Genomic DNA, 14389 nt, shown 5'->3' with positions numbered 1-14389 from the left:
GGATTTCCGGGCCCGCTTCATGTTTGGGTTGAACTCGGATTGCGCCGGGGCAAACACCTCGACTGGGCGCGCTGGCCGCGCGATTGACGAGGTCCCAGAGGCGATTTCGGAGGGCCTGTTCCGGGTCCCCCCGAGACGCCCCCATTAAGGCCGTAAGTTATTGGAAAAATAAGCGGAAAAAGCGCTTCCCTGAAGCCTGCAAGGGTGGTTATCAGGGGCTCGATGCGCTATATGATTCCCAGATAAAACCTCACCGGATTTCCCCTTGGCTGACGACGACGACAAGCCCGGCGACCAGCCGGGGCAACCCTCGGATATTCGCCCCGTCTCCATCTTCGAGGAGATGAAGAAGTCCTATCTCGACTACGCCATGAGCGTGATCGTGGCGCGGGCGCTGCCTGATGCCCGGGACGGTCTGAAGCCGGTGCACCGCCGCATCCTGTTCTCGATGAACGAGCAGGGGCACACGCCCGACAAGAAGTACGTCAAATCCGCCCGCGTGGTCGGTGACGTCATCGGTAAGTATCACCCGCACGGCGACCAGTCGATTTATGACGCCATGGTCCGCATGGCGCAGGACTTCTCGATGCGCGTGCCGCTGATCGACGGCCAGGGCAATTTCGGCTCGGTCGACGGCGATCCCCCGGCTGCCTATCGTTACACCGAAGCGCGCCTGACCAAGGCCGCGCTGGCTCTGCTGGCCGACATCGACAAGGACACTGTCGATTTCCAGCCGAACTACGACAACAACGAGACCGAGCCGTCGGTCTTGCCGGCCAAGTTCCCGAACCTTCTCGTCAACGGCGCCGGCGGCATCGCGGTCGGCATGGCGACCAATATCCCGCCGCACAATCTAGGCGAGGTCATCGACGCCTGCGTCGCGCTGATCGACAACCCCGCGCTCACCATCGACGAGCTCATCAACATCGTGCCCGGACCGGATTTCCCGACCGGCGGCGTCATTCTCGGACGGCAGGGCATCCGCTCCGCCTATCACCTCGGCCGCGGCTCGATCGTCATGCGCGGCAAGGTCGCGATCGAGACCATCCGCAAGGAGCGTGAGGCGCTCATCATCACCGAGATTCCCTACCAGGTGAACAAGGCGACGATGGTCGAGCGCATCGCCGAGCTGGTGAAGGAAAAGAAGATCGAGGGCATCGGCGACCTGCGCGATGAATCGGATCGCGAAGGCTACCGCGTCGTCATCGAATTGAAGCGCGACGCCGTGCCGGATGTGGTGCTGAACCAGCTGTACCGTTTCACGCCGCTGCAGACCAGCTTCGGCGTCAACATGGTGGCGCTCGACAGCGGCCGTCCTCGGATCATGCATCTGAAGGACCTGCTCGCGATCTTCGTCGACTTCCGTGAGCGGGTCGTCACGCGGCGCACCAAGTACCTGCTCGCCAAGGCGCGCGACCGCGCCCATATCCTGGTCGGTCTGGCAATCGCGGTGGCTAATATCGACGAGATGATCCGCGTGATCCGGACCTCGCCGGACCCGACCACCGCGCGCGACACGCTGATGTCGCGCGACTGGCCGGCCCGGGACGTCGAGGACATGCTGACCCTGATCGACGATCCCCGTCACCGCATCAGCGCGGACGGCACGATCCGGCTGTCGATGGAGCAGGCGAGGGCCATTCTCGACCTGCGCCTTCAGCGCCTCACCGCACTCGGCCGCGACGAAATCCGCGACGAGCTCGACAAGCTTGCCGGCGAGATTGCCGATTATCTCGACATCCTGCGCTCGCGCGAGCGCGTGCTGGGCATCATCAAGACCGAGCTTGCCGAGGTGAAGGCCGAGTTCGCCACCCCGCGGCGCACCGTCATCATCGAGCAGGAAGGCGAGGTCGAGGACGAGGACCTGATCCAGCGCGAGGACATGGTCGTCACGGTGTCCCACGCCGGCTACGTCAAGCGTGTGCCGCTGTCGGCCTACCGGGCGCAGCGCCGCGGCGGCAAGGGCCGCGCCGGCATGCAGACCCGTGACGAGGATTTCGTCAGCCGCCTGTTCGTGGCCTCCACGCACACGCCGGTCCTGTTCTTCTCCTCGCGCGGCCAGGTCTACAAGGAGAAGGTCTGGCGTCTGCCGATGGCCGCGCCGAACGCGCGCGGCAAGGCGCTGATCAACATCCTGCCGCTGGAGCAGGGCGAGCGCATCACCACCATCATGCCGCTGCCGGAGGACGAATCCACCTGGGGCGAGCTCGACGTGATGTTCGCCACGACAGGCGGCAATGTCCGCCGCAACAAGCTGTCAGACTTCGTCGACGTCCGCCGCTCCGGCATCATCGCCATGAAGCTGGACGACGGCGAGTCGATCGTCGACGTGCAGATCTGCACCGAGCGCGACGACGTGCTGCTGACCGCCGCCGGCGGCCAGTGTATCCGCTTCCCGGTCCCCGATGTGCGCGTGTTCACCGGGCGCACCTCGATGGGCGTGCGCGGAATCGCGCTCGGCGAAGGCGACAAGGTGATCTCGCTGGCGATCCTGCGCCACGTCGAGACCACCTCGGACGAGCGCTCGGCCTACCTGAAGATGCGCCGCGCCGTCGCCGGCGAAGCTGCGGCCGAAGATGCCGCCGTGGACGCCGAGGCCGAGGAGACCTCCGGCAGCTTCCAGCTCGCGCAGGAGCGTTACGCCGAGATGTCGGCGCAGGAGCAGGTCGTGCTCACCGTCTCCGTCAACGGTTATGGCAAGCGGACATTGTCCTACGAGTACCGCACCACGGGCCGCGGCGGCAAAGGCATCGTCGCCATGAGCGTCAACAACCGCAACGGCAATCTGGTCGCGTCCTTCCCGGTGGAAGATGCCGACCAGATCATGCTGGTCACCGACAAGGGCCAGCTGATCCGCTGCCCGGTCGAAGGCATCCGCATCGCCGGCCGCTCGACGCAAGGCGTGATCGTGTTCGACACCGCCGAGGACGAGCATGTCGTCTCGGTCGAGCACATCACGGAAGAGGCCGAGAGCGGGAATGGCGAGAACGGGAACGGGGCGTGATGCCCCGTTCTACACGCCGTTCGCAAGCTCGCTCGTGAGGTCGGCAAGCGCCTCTCGCTTGCCGATCTGTGCCATCCAGCACCAGAGCTCCAGCGTGCAGTACAGCCGATAGAGACCGAGCGTCTCCTGCCAGTCGGGGCGCCCCATCTGACCACAGCCGGCGAGCAATCCGTCGCGCTTTGGCGCATCCTTCGGCGTGAAATAGTACAGCGCCTTCGCGATATCCATCAACGGATCGCCCGATGTCGCGTTCTCGAAGTCGACGATGCCCGTCAGGCGTGGTGCGCCCTGCGACGTCACCAGCACATTGCCAGCATGGAAATCGTAGTGGCACAGTCGAGGGGTGATTGCTGCCTCGAACAGTTGCTGTCGTGCCGTGACGCTGTCGCGAAGACGCGCGGCTAAAGCTGGATCGCCGCCGCGTGTGAGAAACTCCCTGAGCTTTCGGTCGAACTGCGCCGACATGTAGGCCTGGTTGCTCGGATGCGCCGTCCAGACGCCGTTGGGGCCGATATAGCCAAAGCTGTCGAGGGTGACGTCATTGATCCGGCGTAGCGTCGCGCCCATCTCGGCGTAGATCGCAAACAGCTCGGTCTCCGACAGCGTTGCCTCGCGTCGGCCGAGTACCGTGCCGTCGAGCCGGGTCATGAGCAGATAGTTCAGCTCGATCGCCGTTCGCGTGTCGTCGGCAAGCAGGATTTTGGGAATGGACGTGCCGAGGTCTCGGAGGAGCCCCAGGACGTAAACCTCCTTGGCCATCTTCCATTGCAGCGATTCCGGATAGACCTTGAGGATGCAGGGGCGCGCATGCGCCAGCGCGATCTCGAGCACGGTGCTGATCTCCCCGCCATGTAGCTCTGTGATGCCGAGCAGCGATGCCTGCGGGTATATCCGGCGGATGATCGCTTGCACCTGATCGGCCGAGACCGGCAGGCGTGGCTTCAGCTTCAAGGAAGGAGCGTCACTGGTTGTCATGGCTTCAAGGTCAGGCTTGTATCCTGGATGGAGCGAAGCGAAATCCGGGTTCTCGCAAGGTTCAAAAGTCCCGGATTGCGCTGCGCTCCATCCGGGCTACGCGCCATGCCCTAAATCTCCAGCTCCGTGCCGAACTCCACCACCTGCTTGGTCGGCACGCCGAAGAACGCGGCCGAGCGTTCGGCGTTGCGCTGGAGGAAGGCGAACACGCCTTCGCGCCAGACCCACATGCCCGGAATGTCCTCGCTGGGAATGATGGTCTCGCGGCCGACATAATAGGTGATGTCGGAGAGGTCGATGCCGGGCAGCTTGCTCTGGCGGCAGACGAGATTCAGGCCTTCATAGATCGTCGGGTTCTGCATGAAGCCGTAATGCAGGATCACGCGGGTGATGCCGGGAATGATCTCGATCACCTCGGCGCGTTCCTCGTCCGCGATGTGCGGAAGCTCCTCGATCAGCACGGTGACCAGCAGCACGCGTTCGTGCAGCACGCGGTTGTGCCTGACGAACTGGGTGAGCGCGAGCGGCACGCCGCGCGGTGCAGAGGCCAGGAACACAGCGGTGCCGGGCAGCCTTGCGCTGCACTTGTTCACGGCGGTCTCGATCAGATCTTCCTCGGGCTGCCGGAGCCGGCCCCTCGCGGCCTCGACCAGCTTCACGCCGGCGCGCCAGGTCAGCATCAGGAAGGCGACGAGGCCGGCGAGCAGCAGCGGAAACCAGCCGCCCTCGAACAGCTTGATCGAGTTGGCCGAGAAGAAGATCACGTCGATGACGAAGAAGGCGCCGTTCACGGCCACAACGAGCCAGGGCGAATAGCCCCACTGGATCGCGACCAGCGCGGCGAGCAGCGTCGTGATCGCCATCAGCAGCGACACCGCGATGCCGTAGGCGCCGGCAAGCGCGTCCGACGTGCCGAAGCTCAGGACTGCCCCGAGCGTCGCAGCTGCAAGCAGCCAGTTCACCAGCGGCACGTAGATCTGGCCGATCGCGTGGCTCGTGGTGTGACGGATCAGCATGCGCGGCAGGAAGCCGAGCTGGATCGACTGCTGGGTCAGCGAGAACACGCCGGAGATAATCGCCTGCGAGGCGATCACGGTCGCGACCGTCGAGAATGCGACCAGCAGATAGTGCAGGGAGTCGGGGCAGAGCTGGAAGAACGGATTTTCGATCATCGTGGGATCGGTGATCAGGAGAGCAGCCTGGCCGAAATAATTCAGCACCAGCGCGGGCAGGCAGATGGCGAACCAGGCGAGGCGGATCGGCAGGCGGCCGAAATGTCCCATGTCGGCATACATGGCCTCGCCGCCGGTCACCGCGAGAAAGGCCGCGCCGAGAATTCCGAACGAGATGTGGAAATCCTGGTGGATCAGGAAGTCGAAGGCATAGAGCGGGCTGAGCGCCACCAGCACCGCCGGCGCCTTGACGATGCCGTGGATGCCGAGCGCCGCGAGCACGACGAACCAGGCCAACATCACAGGCCCGAAGATGCGGCCGATGAAGCCGGTGCCCTGCTTCTGCATCATGAACAGGCCGATCAGGATGGCGACGGTCACGGGCACCACGGCCGGCGCAAGCGAGGGGGCGTCGACCTTGAGGCCCTCGATGGCTGAGAGCACCGAGATGGCCGGCGTGATCGCGCCGTCGCCATAGAGCAGCGCAGCGCCGACGAGCCCGACCACCAGGAGATGGGCGCGCCATGTGCCTGGCTGGGCGTGGCGGGCATGCAGCAGCGCCAGCAGCGCGACGATGCCGCCTTCGCCGCGATTGTCCGCGCGCAGGATCAACAGCGCATATTTCAGGGAGATGATCAGCAGCAGGGCCCAGAGGATCAGCGAGGCAATCCCCAGGACAGCATCGTGACTGAGTGTGCCGCCATGGGCAGCCGCCTTGGCGGCTTCCTTCAGGGCATAGAGCGGGCTGGTACCGATATCGCCATAGACCACCCCGAGGGCGCCCATGGTCATGGCAAGCGGTAGCGGATCAGGATGGTGGCCGGAAACAACAGCGGGCGTACTGGACAATGGCAACCCCCCGATAGGATCGCGCCCGACGGGCCATTCCGGCGGGCGCGAGCAACGCAGTCTGCGACGAGACGTCGCAAAACTCCATCGGGATTATGTGACGTGAAGCTGACAGGCCTACGGGGTGCGGTTGGCGGTCACGAGGCGAGCCTCGCGGACATTCGCCTTGGTGCCGGCCTTGCGCAGGCAGGAGGCCTCGAAATTCGGCCAGGCCTGCTGCGAGCAGTCCTTGCCGATGGCGCGGATATCGAGCCGGTCGCTCTTGGCCAGCGGCTGCGGCACGCTGGCCTCGACGCTCGGGGCAAAGCCGGGCAGGAGGGTCAGGGCGGCGGCGACACACGCAGACAGAGCGATCGCTGAAAGAGTCTTGATCATTTGACAGTCCCCTGTGATGCGGCCGCCTACGCCCAGTGTGCGGCCCGTCATTCGTTGGCCGGATTAGTAACCATGGCCAGTTTCCGGACGTCTTCGTCGGCACGGGAAATGGTTTCGTATCCGCGCCGCTTTGTTTCGTGGTCGCACTCAGGACGAAACAAACCGGCCATCGCCGACAGGGCCGGCGGGATATTTCGCCGGAAAATGGCTGGGGAACCGGCCCGGCTTGCCGGGCCGGGCCGGGCGCGGTAGGAGGGGACTATGCCGCGCATTGCCTTCTATCCCGGTTCCTTCGACCCCATCACCAACGGCCATCTGGACGTGGTCCGGCACAGCGTCTCCCTGTGCGACCGGCTCGTGGTTGCGATCGGGGTCCACCCCGGCAAGAAGCCGCTGTTCTCGACCGAGGAGCGGCTGCAGATGCTCCATGACGTCTGCGGGCCGCTGGCCGCCAAGGCCGGCTGCGTGCTCGAAGCTGTGACGTTTGATGATTTGTCGGTCACGGCGGCGCGCAAGCACGGTGCGACGATCATGATTCGGGGCCTGCGTGACGGCAGCGATCTCGACTACGAGATGCAGCTCGCCGGCATGAACGAGGCGATGGCGCCGGAGGTGCATACGGTCTTCCTGCCGGCCTCTCCCATGGTTCGCCCGATCACCGCCACTTTGGTGCGCCAGATCGCCGGCATGGGCGGGGACGTCTCGGCCTTCGTCCCGCCGCAGGTTGCGGCCCAGCTCAAGGCAAAATTCGCCGCATAACGGCGCGCTTCCTTTCTCTCTGATCCGGAGTTGTCATGATCCGAATTCTCGCAGTTCTTGCCGCGCTTCTGTTCGCGGTACCGGCGGTGGCGCAGCAATTGCCGGCCAATCTCGACAAGGCCAACGCCATCGTCATCGATACCACCAAGGGCCGCATCGTCATCAAGCTGCGCACCGATATCGCGCCCCAGCATGCCGAGCGCATCAAGCAGCTCGCGCGCGAGGGCTATTACAACAACGTGCCGTTCCATCGTGTCATGGACGGCTTCATGGCGCAGACCGGCGACGGGCAGAACTTCAACGGTACCGGCGGATCGAAATATCCGAACCTGAAGCAGGAATTTTCCAAGGTGCATTTCGCCCGCGGCATCGTCGGCATGGCCCGGCGCGGCGACAGCGTCGACAGTGCCAACTCGCAGTTCTTCATCATGTTCGCCGACGGCGGCAGCCTCGATAACCAGTACACCGTGATCGGCGAGGTCGTGCAGGGCATGGACGTCGTCGACAAGCTGAAGAAGGCTCCTCCCGGCTCCCCCGGCGGCGCCGTGACCGATCCCGACAAGATGGTGAAGGTGCAGGTCGCCTCCGACATCAAATAGGAGAAGGCGATGGCACGCTGTGGCGACAGGCTCCTGCTGGTTGCTGCGGTGCTGTTGCTCGGCGTGTCCAGTGCGGCCGCCGAGGATAGGCAGGTCAATACCATCCAGGATATCTTCCGGCACCTGCGCACCTGCTGGAAACCGCCGCCGGCCGCCAAGGCCAGGCCACTCGACATCACCGTCGTCGTGAGCTTTAACCGGTCCGGCGACATTCTGGGCCATCCGAGGATCTCCTATGAATCCGCGGAGGCCTCCGACAATGACCGGCTGCAATACCGGATCGCGGTGATGGAGGCGTTGCAACGCTGCACGCCGATGCCATTTACCGAGGCAATGGCCGGTGCCGCCGCGGGACGTCCATTCGCGATCCAGTTCCGCAGCCGCAAAACGCCTGACAAGACTTCACCCCCAACGCAAGAGAGACGAGCATGAGCGCCACCGAAAACACCCTGATCCTCGAGACCACCCAGGGCCCGGTCACCATCGAGATGCGGCCCGACCTCGCGCCCGGCCATGTCGCGCGCATCAAGGAGCTGGTCCGGGAGGGCTTCTACGACGGAATCGTGTTCCACCGCGTGATCGACGGCTTCATGGCGCAGACCGGCTGCCCGCAGGGCACCGGCACCGGCGGCTCGGGCAAGAAGCTGAAGGCCGAGTTCAACAAGGAGCCGCATGTGCGCGGCACCACCTCGATGGCGCGCGCCGCCAACCCGGATTCCGGCGACAGCCAGTTCTTCATCTGCTTCGACGACGCCCGCTTCCTCGACAACCAGTACACGGTGTGGGGCAAGGTCACCGAGGGCATGGAGAACGTCGACAAGATCAAGCGCGGCGAGCCGGTGCAGAACCCCGACAAGATCGTCAAGGCGCGGATGGCGGCTGACGCTGAGTAAGCATTTCCCCTCATGGTGAGGAGGCGCGAAGCGCCGTCTACGGACGATGCTTTGCATCGCCGAGCGAATCATGAAGGCCGAGCTGATGCAGCCGGGCCTTCATCCTTCGAGACGCGCGTTCCGCGCTCCTCAGGATGAGGAGTGACTGCACGGCGCTGAGCCCGACATGCGCACCGACCTGTTCGATTTCGACCTGCCCGCCGAGCGCATTGCGTTGCGTCCGGCGAGCCCGCGCGACTCCGCGAAGATGCTGGTCGTGGAGAACGGCGCGCTGCGCGACCAGACCATCGCCGATCTCGCACAATGGCTGAAGCCGGGCGACCAGCTCGTCGTCAACGACACCAAGGTGATCGCGGCGCAATTGAAGGGCCGCCGCATCGGCCGCGAGACCGAGCCGAGGATCGAGGCGACGCTGATCAAGCGGCTCGACGGCTCGCGCTGGCAGGCGCTGGTGAAGCCCGCGAAGAAGCTTGTCGCCGGCGATCGCATCCGCTTCGGCAATGAAGGCAAGGTCTGCCTGCTCGGCCATCTCGATGCCGAGGTTGAGGTCAAGGGCCTCGAAGGCGAGGTCACGTTGTCGTTCTCGTTCCACGGCCCGGCGCTGGATCAGGCCATCGCCGATCTCGGCAGTCCGCCGCTGCCGCCCTACATCGCCTCCAAGCGCACGCCCGACGATCAGGATCTTGCCGACTACCAGACCATGTTCGCCGTGAACGAAGGCGCGGTCGCAGCGCCCACCGCGGGCCTGCACTTCACCCCGGCGCTGGAGCAGGCGCTGCGCGCGCGCGGCGTCGGCATCAACCAGGTCACGCTGCATGTCGGGGCAGGGACGTTTTTGCCGGTGAAGGTGGACGACACCGAAGGCCACAAGATGCATGCGGAGTGGGGCACGATCTCCGCCGAGACGGCAGAGCAGCTCAACGCGGCACGAAAGAACGGCGGCCGTATCATAGCCGTCGGCACCACGTCATTGCGCTTGCTCGAGAGCGCCGCGGGCGAAGACGGCACCATCCAGCCGTTCGCGGCCGAGACCTCGATCTTCATCACCCCCGGCTACCGCTTTCGCGCGGTCGATATCCTGATGACCAATTTCCATTTGCCGAAATCGACGCTGTTCATGCTGGTGTCGGCGTTTTCGGGGCTGGAGACGATGAAGCAGGCCTATGCGCATGCCATCGCGAGCGGGTATCGGTTTTATTCGTATGGCGATGCGTGCTTGTTGTTTCGGGCAATGCCGTAGTGCCGTAGGGTGGGCAAAGCGAAGCGTGCCCACGTCTTTCTTGAATTGGGGGTAAGAGTGGTGGGCACGGCGCTTGCGCGCCTTTGCCCACCCTACGATACCAGTTGCTAGGACATCGACTACGCCATCACCCGCTGCGGCAACAGCTCCGCGATCTGAACCGCATTCAGCGCAGCGCCCTTGAGAAGCTGATCGGCTGCCACGAACATCGAGATCGAATGCCCGGAGGGATCGCTGAGGTCCTTGCGGATGCGGCCGACCAGGACGTCGTCCTGGCCCGAGGCGTCGATCGGCATCGGGAAGTAGTTCTTGACGCGGTCGTCGACCACCTTCACGCCGGGCGCCCGGGCCATGATGGCGCGGACCTTGTCCTCGGTGATCTCCTTCTCGCATTCGAAGGTGATGGCCTCGCAATGCGCGCGCAGCACCGGCACGCGCACGCAGGTGACGCCGATCGCGATCCTCTCGTCCTCGAAGATCTTGCGGGTCTCCTTGATGACCTTGGTCTCTTCGTCGTTGTAGCCGGTGTCAGGGTCGACGGCGGTGTTGTGGTTGAAGAGGTTGAAGGCGTAGGGGTGCGGCATCACCTTCGGCGTATAGACCTGCCCGTTGAGATTGGCGCGGGTGGATTCGACCAGCTCCTCCATCGCGGCCGCGCCGGCGCCGGAAGCGGCCTGGTAGGTCGAGATGATGACGCGCTTGATGCGGTTCGTCTGATGGATCGGCCACAGCGGCACCAGCGCGGTGATTGCCGCGCAGTTCGGATTGGCGATGATGCCCTTGTGGTCGCGGATGCGGTTCGCGTTGATCTCGGGGATCACCAGCGGCACGTTCGGATCCATGCGGAAGGCGGAGGAGTTGTCGACCACGACCGCGCCGGACTTCACCGCGATCGGCGCAAACTTCTTGGAGATGCTGCCGCCAGCGGAGAACAGGGCGATATCGACCCCTTCGAAGGAGCGCTCGGTCAGCTCCTCGATCACGACCGGCTGGCCGCGGAACGACACTGTCTTGCCGGCCGAGCGGGCACTGGCCAGCGCCTTGAGCTTGCCGACGCGAAAGCCGCGCTTGTCCATGGTGGCGATGAATTCGGCGCCCACTGCACCGGTGACGCCGACAATCGCGACGACGGGATCGTTACTCACTTTGTCCTCCATTGCATTTCGGTTGAGCTGAGATTTAGGCAACAAAAAAGCCCCGGACCAACGAGGGCGGGGCTTGCCGTAGAGCTGATGCGTTTTAGTCGACGACTACGCGCGCACGCCTCCCCGGGCCCCTGAGGCCGTGGTGGTTTTGGTCGTGCGTTTGGTGGTCGTGAACATGGCGGCGACTTATGGGCGAGAGTCTTGCGCCCGTCAATGGCTTTTCACCCCGGTCGATGCCGGGGCCGAACTCCCGCTATTTCGCCCTGGCGCCCGGCGGCTCGAGGGTGACCTCCTTGAGGTCGTCGCCGCTGACGACGACGATCGAAAAGTTGAGCCGGCCGCGTTCGCGCACCAAGCCGCCGCTGATCGCCTTGCCCGAGGCGGCGCGTTCGGCGACGCGGACGGCATCGGCGAGGCGGTGCCTGATCGCACCGAGCGCTGCGAGGTTGTCCCGGTCCTCGTGGTCGAGCTCAGTGAGGGGGAGGGCGGCTTCGCCGCCGACGAGCTCGCCGGTCGATGCATTGATGGTGTGGCGCCAGATCCGGTCGTTGTGCAGGGTCTTCACCCGATACACCGGCACGCGGGCGGCCCCGTCGAAACTCACATCCGCCGTGGTGGCGCCGGCGTGGCGGGCTTCGGCGATCGACCTGGCCTGGCTGATCGAGATCGACGAGCTACGGAAGCGCTCGATCTCGCGGCTGACGGCTTGGCGGTCGGCCTCGGCATCACCATCTGTGTCGCTGTGAAGGGCGGTCAGCGTACCCGCGGTCACGATCGCCCGCGCAGGCGCGGCGATGAGGAGCGCGGAGAAGGCGATCGCAAGCAATCGCGAGATATGTCGTTCAGTTGTCTTCATGCTCGAAACCTCTGGCCGGCGAGCGGGCCTGATCATCCGAAAGAAGACGCGGCCGACCTTGGGCATCGGTCGGCCGCGGAGCGTCGTGACGGGCTGTACCCGCCGCGGCGATCGAAGCGATACGGACCTCTTTGGGGCTGGTGAAAAAGCGGTCCGTATCGCCTTATAACTAAACCATACCGTATCGTTTTATTTTGGTCAATGCCGCCGGCCTCACCCCCGTGGGGATAGATCGCGCGCTCACGGAATTGTCAGCGGGAGGGGCGGCGGCGCTGCGTGCTGCCCTTGGTGTCCTGGGCGCGGTCGGCAGGCCCCAGCGCGCCGGCCAGGAACAGCTTGATGGCCGCGCGCATGCGCTTTTCGGCGGCCTTCATCTCGAGGGCCGTTCCGAAGGTCGCCATGCGGTGGGTGTGACCGACGACGACGTCAAGGAACACTTCTGCCGCGATGTTGGTGTCCTCGACGTCGAGCGCGCGTTGCGCCACCAGACGGTCGAAGAAGCGCGCCGTGGTGGCGACGGCTTTCATCCAGCCTTCCTCCTTGCCGAGCTTGGCAACGTCGGGGAAGTTGATGGCCTGCGACGTCATCATGCGGCTGAAGGCGACGGCGTCGGGTCCGCAGGTGAATGTCAGCATCTCGCGCCCGATCTCGACCAGGCGCTGCTCGACCGAGATGTCGGAGGCGCTGGAGAGCTGCGTCTCGGCGGCGGCCGACAATGGCGCAAGCCAGCGCGCAATCTCGCGCCTCAGCACGGCGGCAAACAGGCCGCGCTTGTCGCCGTAGCGGGAATAGACGGTGGGCTTGCTGACCCGGGCCGCTTCCGCGACCGCGTCGAGCGAGGTGGCGTCGAAGCCGCGGTCCAGGAACAGGCGGGTGGCGACCTCGATCAGCCGCTGGTCGCGCTCGATGGCGGCGGTCTTCGTCGGCCGGCCGCCGCGGGATTTCGGCACCTCGCGCCGCGGCGCTGCTGGTCTCGTCCTGGTCGCAGTCAATCCCATGCCCAATGATTCCTGCGCGTTTCTGACAGTCGTCATTCGCTCTATATCGCGCAGGAGGGGAGGCGTCATCGCGAATCTGGCCGAATTGGCCGTATCGTCAACGGTTTCGGCAGGGCCTCGTTCCGTCTCCGGAAGCTCATGGCACCGTCGAGCTCCAGGCCTGACCGGCAGCGGCCTTGTCATATCCGTATTGGTAGAGCGCCCGCATATAGGCGGTGTCGAACCCTTCCGAAGGCGGCGCCGGATACTCGCGCGCGATGTAGGAGAGGTGGAAGCCGAGACGGTTGCGCTTGGCGAAATCATAGGTCGAGAAGATGATCGAGCGCGTCTGCGACTGGGTAATCGCCGACAGGCTGCGCGAGGCGACATCGATGGTGCCGTTGGAGACCAGCTCGAAATTGCGTTCGATCTTCTTGTTGACGAGGATGTAGATGTCCATCTTCGCGTTGCCGGGCAGGCGGTTGCCCTGGAAAAGCAGGGCTTCCGGCAGCGTCAGCACCGGCGCGGTCACGCCGCCGTCGACATGCATCTCCTGAAACTTGCGGCCCTGACCCTCGGCGTCGATCATGATCGGCGGAAACACAAGGGGGATGCTGGCGGAGGCCGCCATCACGTCGCGAAAAAGTTTGAGCGCCTCGGGCGTGCCGACCGCGGCGATCTTGCCCATGTCCCAGATCGCGGTGCGCTGGGTGTCGAGATCGGTCGTCACCACCAACAGCTTTCGGCCCTTGGCATTCTCGCGCGCGACTTGCGCCATGACCTCCGGCCCGACATAGCGGGCGACGAGCTCGCGCAGCCTCGTGTTGCCGAACAGGCCGGATCCGAACAGCACGCGCATGATGCTGGGATCGTTCAACAGGGTCTCGGCGATGCCGCTGGTATAGACCTCCTTCAGCGTGTCGTCGTATTGCGAGCCCAGAAATGCAAACGGTGCGATCAGGCCGCCGGTGCTCACGCCCGAGACGACGGAGAAGGTGGGCCGGGTTCTGGCCGCGGTCCAGCCGTTGAGCACGCCGACGCCGTAGGCGCCATCGGCGCCGCCGCCGGAGAGCGCCAGATAGGACTTCGTCGCGGTGCTGGTGTCCTTCTCGAAGCTGAATTTCGTGATGGGCTCGTCGGCGTAGCGCCTGAGGCCATCGATATCGAGCACGCGCGATGTGCTGGCTTCTGCGGCCGTATAAGGTGTCCGGGGCAGCGAGGTGCAGGCGCCGAGCACCAGGCTGCACGCCAGGACCAGAAATCCGGCCAGGCGGCCGCCTGTCTGCCTGATCCAGTCATGCGAGCGGCCGGCGACGTCAGTCGAGCAGGAAGCGAAGGGCATTGTCGGTGGCTGGCGATCACGCATTTACCGCCGCCGGCAAATTCGCCGCGGCATCTCGTCCAGCCCCCAGGATAAAACTACACTGTATCGTTTTGTTTAACAAGGGTGGCGGTACGACTTTTCGCGTCGATTATGTCCCAGTCCGAGGCATTGACCGGCCACTGTGTGGGTTGGGCGGGTTGATCGGCTTCCTCCGACACGCA

At 64.8% G+C, this 14389-nt stretch carries 13 protein-coding genes; 6 read left to right on the top strand and 7 right to left on the bottom strand.

Going from position 1 to position 14389, the window contains the following annotated elements; genetic code table 11:
• Window positions 1-265 precede the first annotated feature (265 nt).
• Entirely contained in the window at window positions 266-3004 is a 2739-nt protein-coding gene (gyrA, locus tag GGD66_RS04755) for a DNA gyrase subunit A (RefSeq protein ID WP_183256985.1), read from the top strand.
• Window positions 3005-3013: 9 nt separating this feature from the next.
• Here the strand turns inward: gyrA and GGD66_RS04750 are convergent, their stop codons facing one another.
• The 3 genes from GGD66_RS04750 to GGD66_RS04740 form a co-directional block, all read right to left on the bottom strand.
• Window positions 3014-3979 carry a phosphotransferase family protein gene (locus GGD66_RS04750; protein ID WP_183256984.1) on the bottom strand — a complete coding sequence of 322 codons (966 nt, stop codon included), beginning with the start codon at window positions 3977-3979 and terminating at the stop codon, window positions 3014-3016.
• Between the two features lie 110 nt (window positions 3980-4089).
• Window positions 4090-5943, bottom strand: coding sequence for a potassium transporter Kup (locus tag GGD66_RS04745; RefSeq protein ID WP_183257154.1), 1854 nt, complete (start codon window positions 5941-5943; stop codon window positions 4090-4092).
• 174 nt (window positions 5944-6117) lie between these two features.
• A complete protein-coding gene (locus GGD66_RS04740) occupies window positions 6118-6375 on the bottom strand; it encodes a hypothetical protein (protein WP_092257914.1) in 258 nt (85 codons plus the stop codon).
• Window positions 6376-6636: 261 nt separating this feature from the next.
• Between GGD66_RS04740 and coaD the strand changes: the two genes are divergently transcribed.
• From coaD to queA, 5 genes are all read left to right on the top strand, one after another.
• A complete protein-coding gene (gene coaD / locus GGD66_RS04735; RefSeq protein ID WP_018317918.1) occupies window positions 6637-7134 on the top strand; it encodes a pantetheine-phosphate adenylyltransferase in 498 nt (165 codons plus the stop codon).
• A 35-nt stretch (window positions 7135-7169) separates the two neighbouring features.
• Window positions 7170-7733, top strand: coding sequence for a peptidylprolyl isomerase (locus GGD66_RS04730; protein ID WP_092257917.1), 564 nt, complete (start codon window positions 7170-7172; stop codon window positions 7731-7733).
• A gap of 9 nt (window positions 7734-7742) precedes the next feature.
• Window positions 7743-8165 (top strand): hypothetical protein, encoded by a 423-nt coding sequence (locus GGD66_RS04725; RefSeq protein ID WP_092257920.1) that lies wholly within the window; start codon window positions 7743-7745, stop codon window positions 8163-8165.
• Complete coding sequence (locus tag GGD66_RS04720; RefSeq protein WP_018317921.1) at window positions 8162-8626, top strand: peptidylprolyl isomerase; 465 nt, start codon at window positions 8162-8164, stop codon at window positions 8624-8626. The genes GGD66_RS04725 and GGD66_RS04720 overlap by 4 nt, the downstream gene beginning before the upstream one ends.
• A 166-nt stretch (window positions 8627-8792) precedes the next feature.
• Window positions 8793-9866 (top strand): tRNA preQ1(34) S-adenosylmethionine ribosyltransferase-isomerase QueA, encoded by a 1074-nt coding sequence (gene queA, locus GGD66_RS04715; protein WP_183256983.1) that lies wholly within the window; start codon window positions 8793-8795, stop codon window positions 9864-9866.
• Between the two features lie 119 nt (window positions 9867-9985).
• Here queA and GGD66_RS04710 read toward each other — a convergent pair whose 3' ends face one another.
• From GGD66_RS04710 to GGD66_RS04695, 4 genes are all read right to left on the bottom strand, one after another.
• Window positions 9986-11023 carry an aspartate-semialdehyde dehydrogenase gene (locus GGD66_RS04710; protein WP_183256982.1) on the bottom strand — a complete coding sequence of 346 codons (1038 nt, stop codon included), beginning with the start codon at window positions 11021-11023 and terminating at the stop codon, window positions 9986-9988.
• A 241-nt stretch (window positions 11024-11264) separates the two neighbouring features.
• The gene (locus GGD66_RS04705) at window positions 11265-11867 is read right to left on the bottom strand and encodes a PepSY domain-containing protein (protein ID WP_183256981.1); all 603 of its coding nucleotides are present in this window, start codon (window positions 11865-11867) and stop codon (window positions 11265-11267) included.
• Between the two features lie 251 nt (window positions 11868-12118).
• Window positions 12119-12865 (bottom strand): TetR/AcrR family transcriptional regulator, encoded by a 747-nt coding sequence (locus GGD66_RS04700; RefSeq protein WP_183257153.1) that lies wholly within the window; start codon window positions 12863-12865, stop codon window positions 12119-12121.
• Between the two features lie 136 nt (window positions 12866-13001).
• Window positions 13002-14210 (bottom strand): patatin-like phospholipase family protein, encoded by a 1209-nt coding sequence (locus tag GGD66_RS04695; protein ID WP_183256980.1) that lies wholly within the window; start codon window positions 14208-14210, stop codon window positions 13002-13004.
• Between the last annotated feature and the right edge of the window lie 179 nt (window positions 14211-14389).

Origin of the sequence: Bradyrhizobium sp. CIR48, assembly GCF_014198315.1 — a bacterium.
Lineage (GTDB): Bacteria > Pseudomonadota > Alphaproteobacteria > Rhizobiales > Xanthobacteraceae > Bradyrhizobium.
The sequence above is the reverse complement of the archived record's forward strand: the minus strand, read 5'-3'. Positions and strand labels throughout refer to the sequence as shown.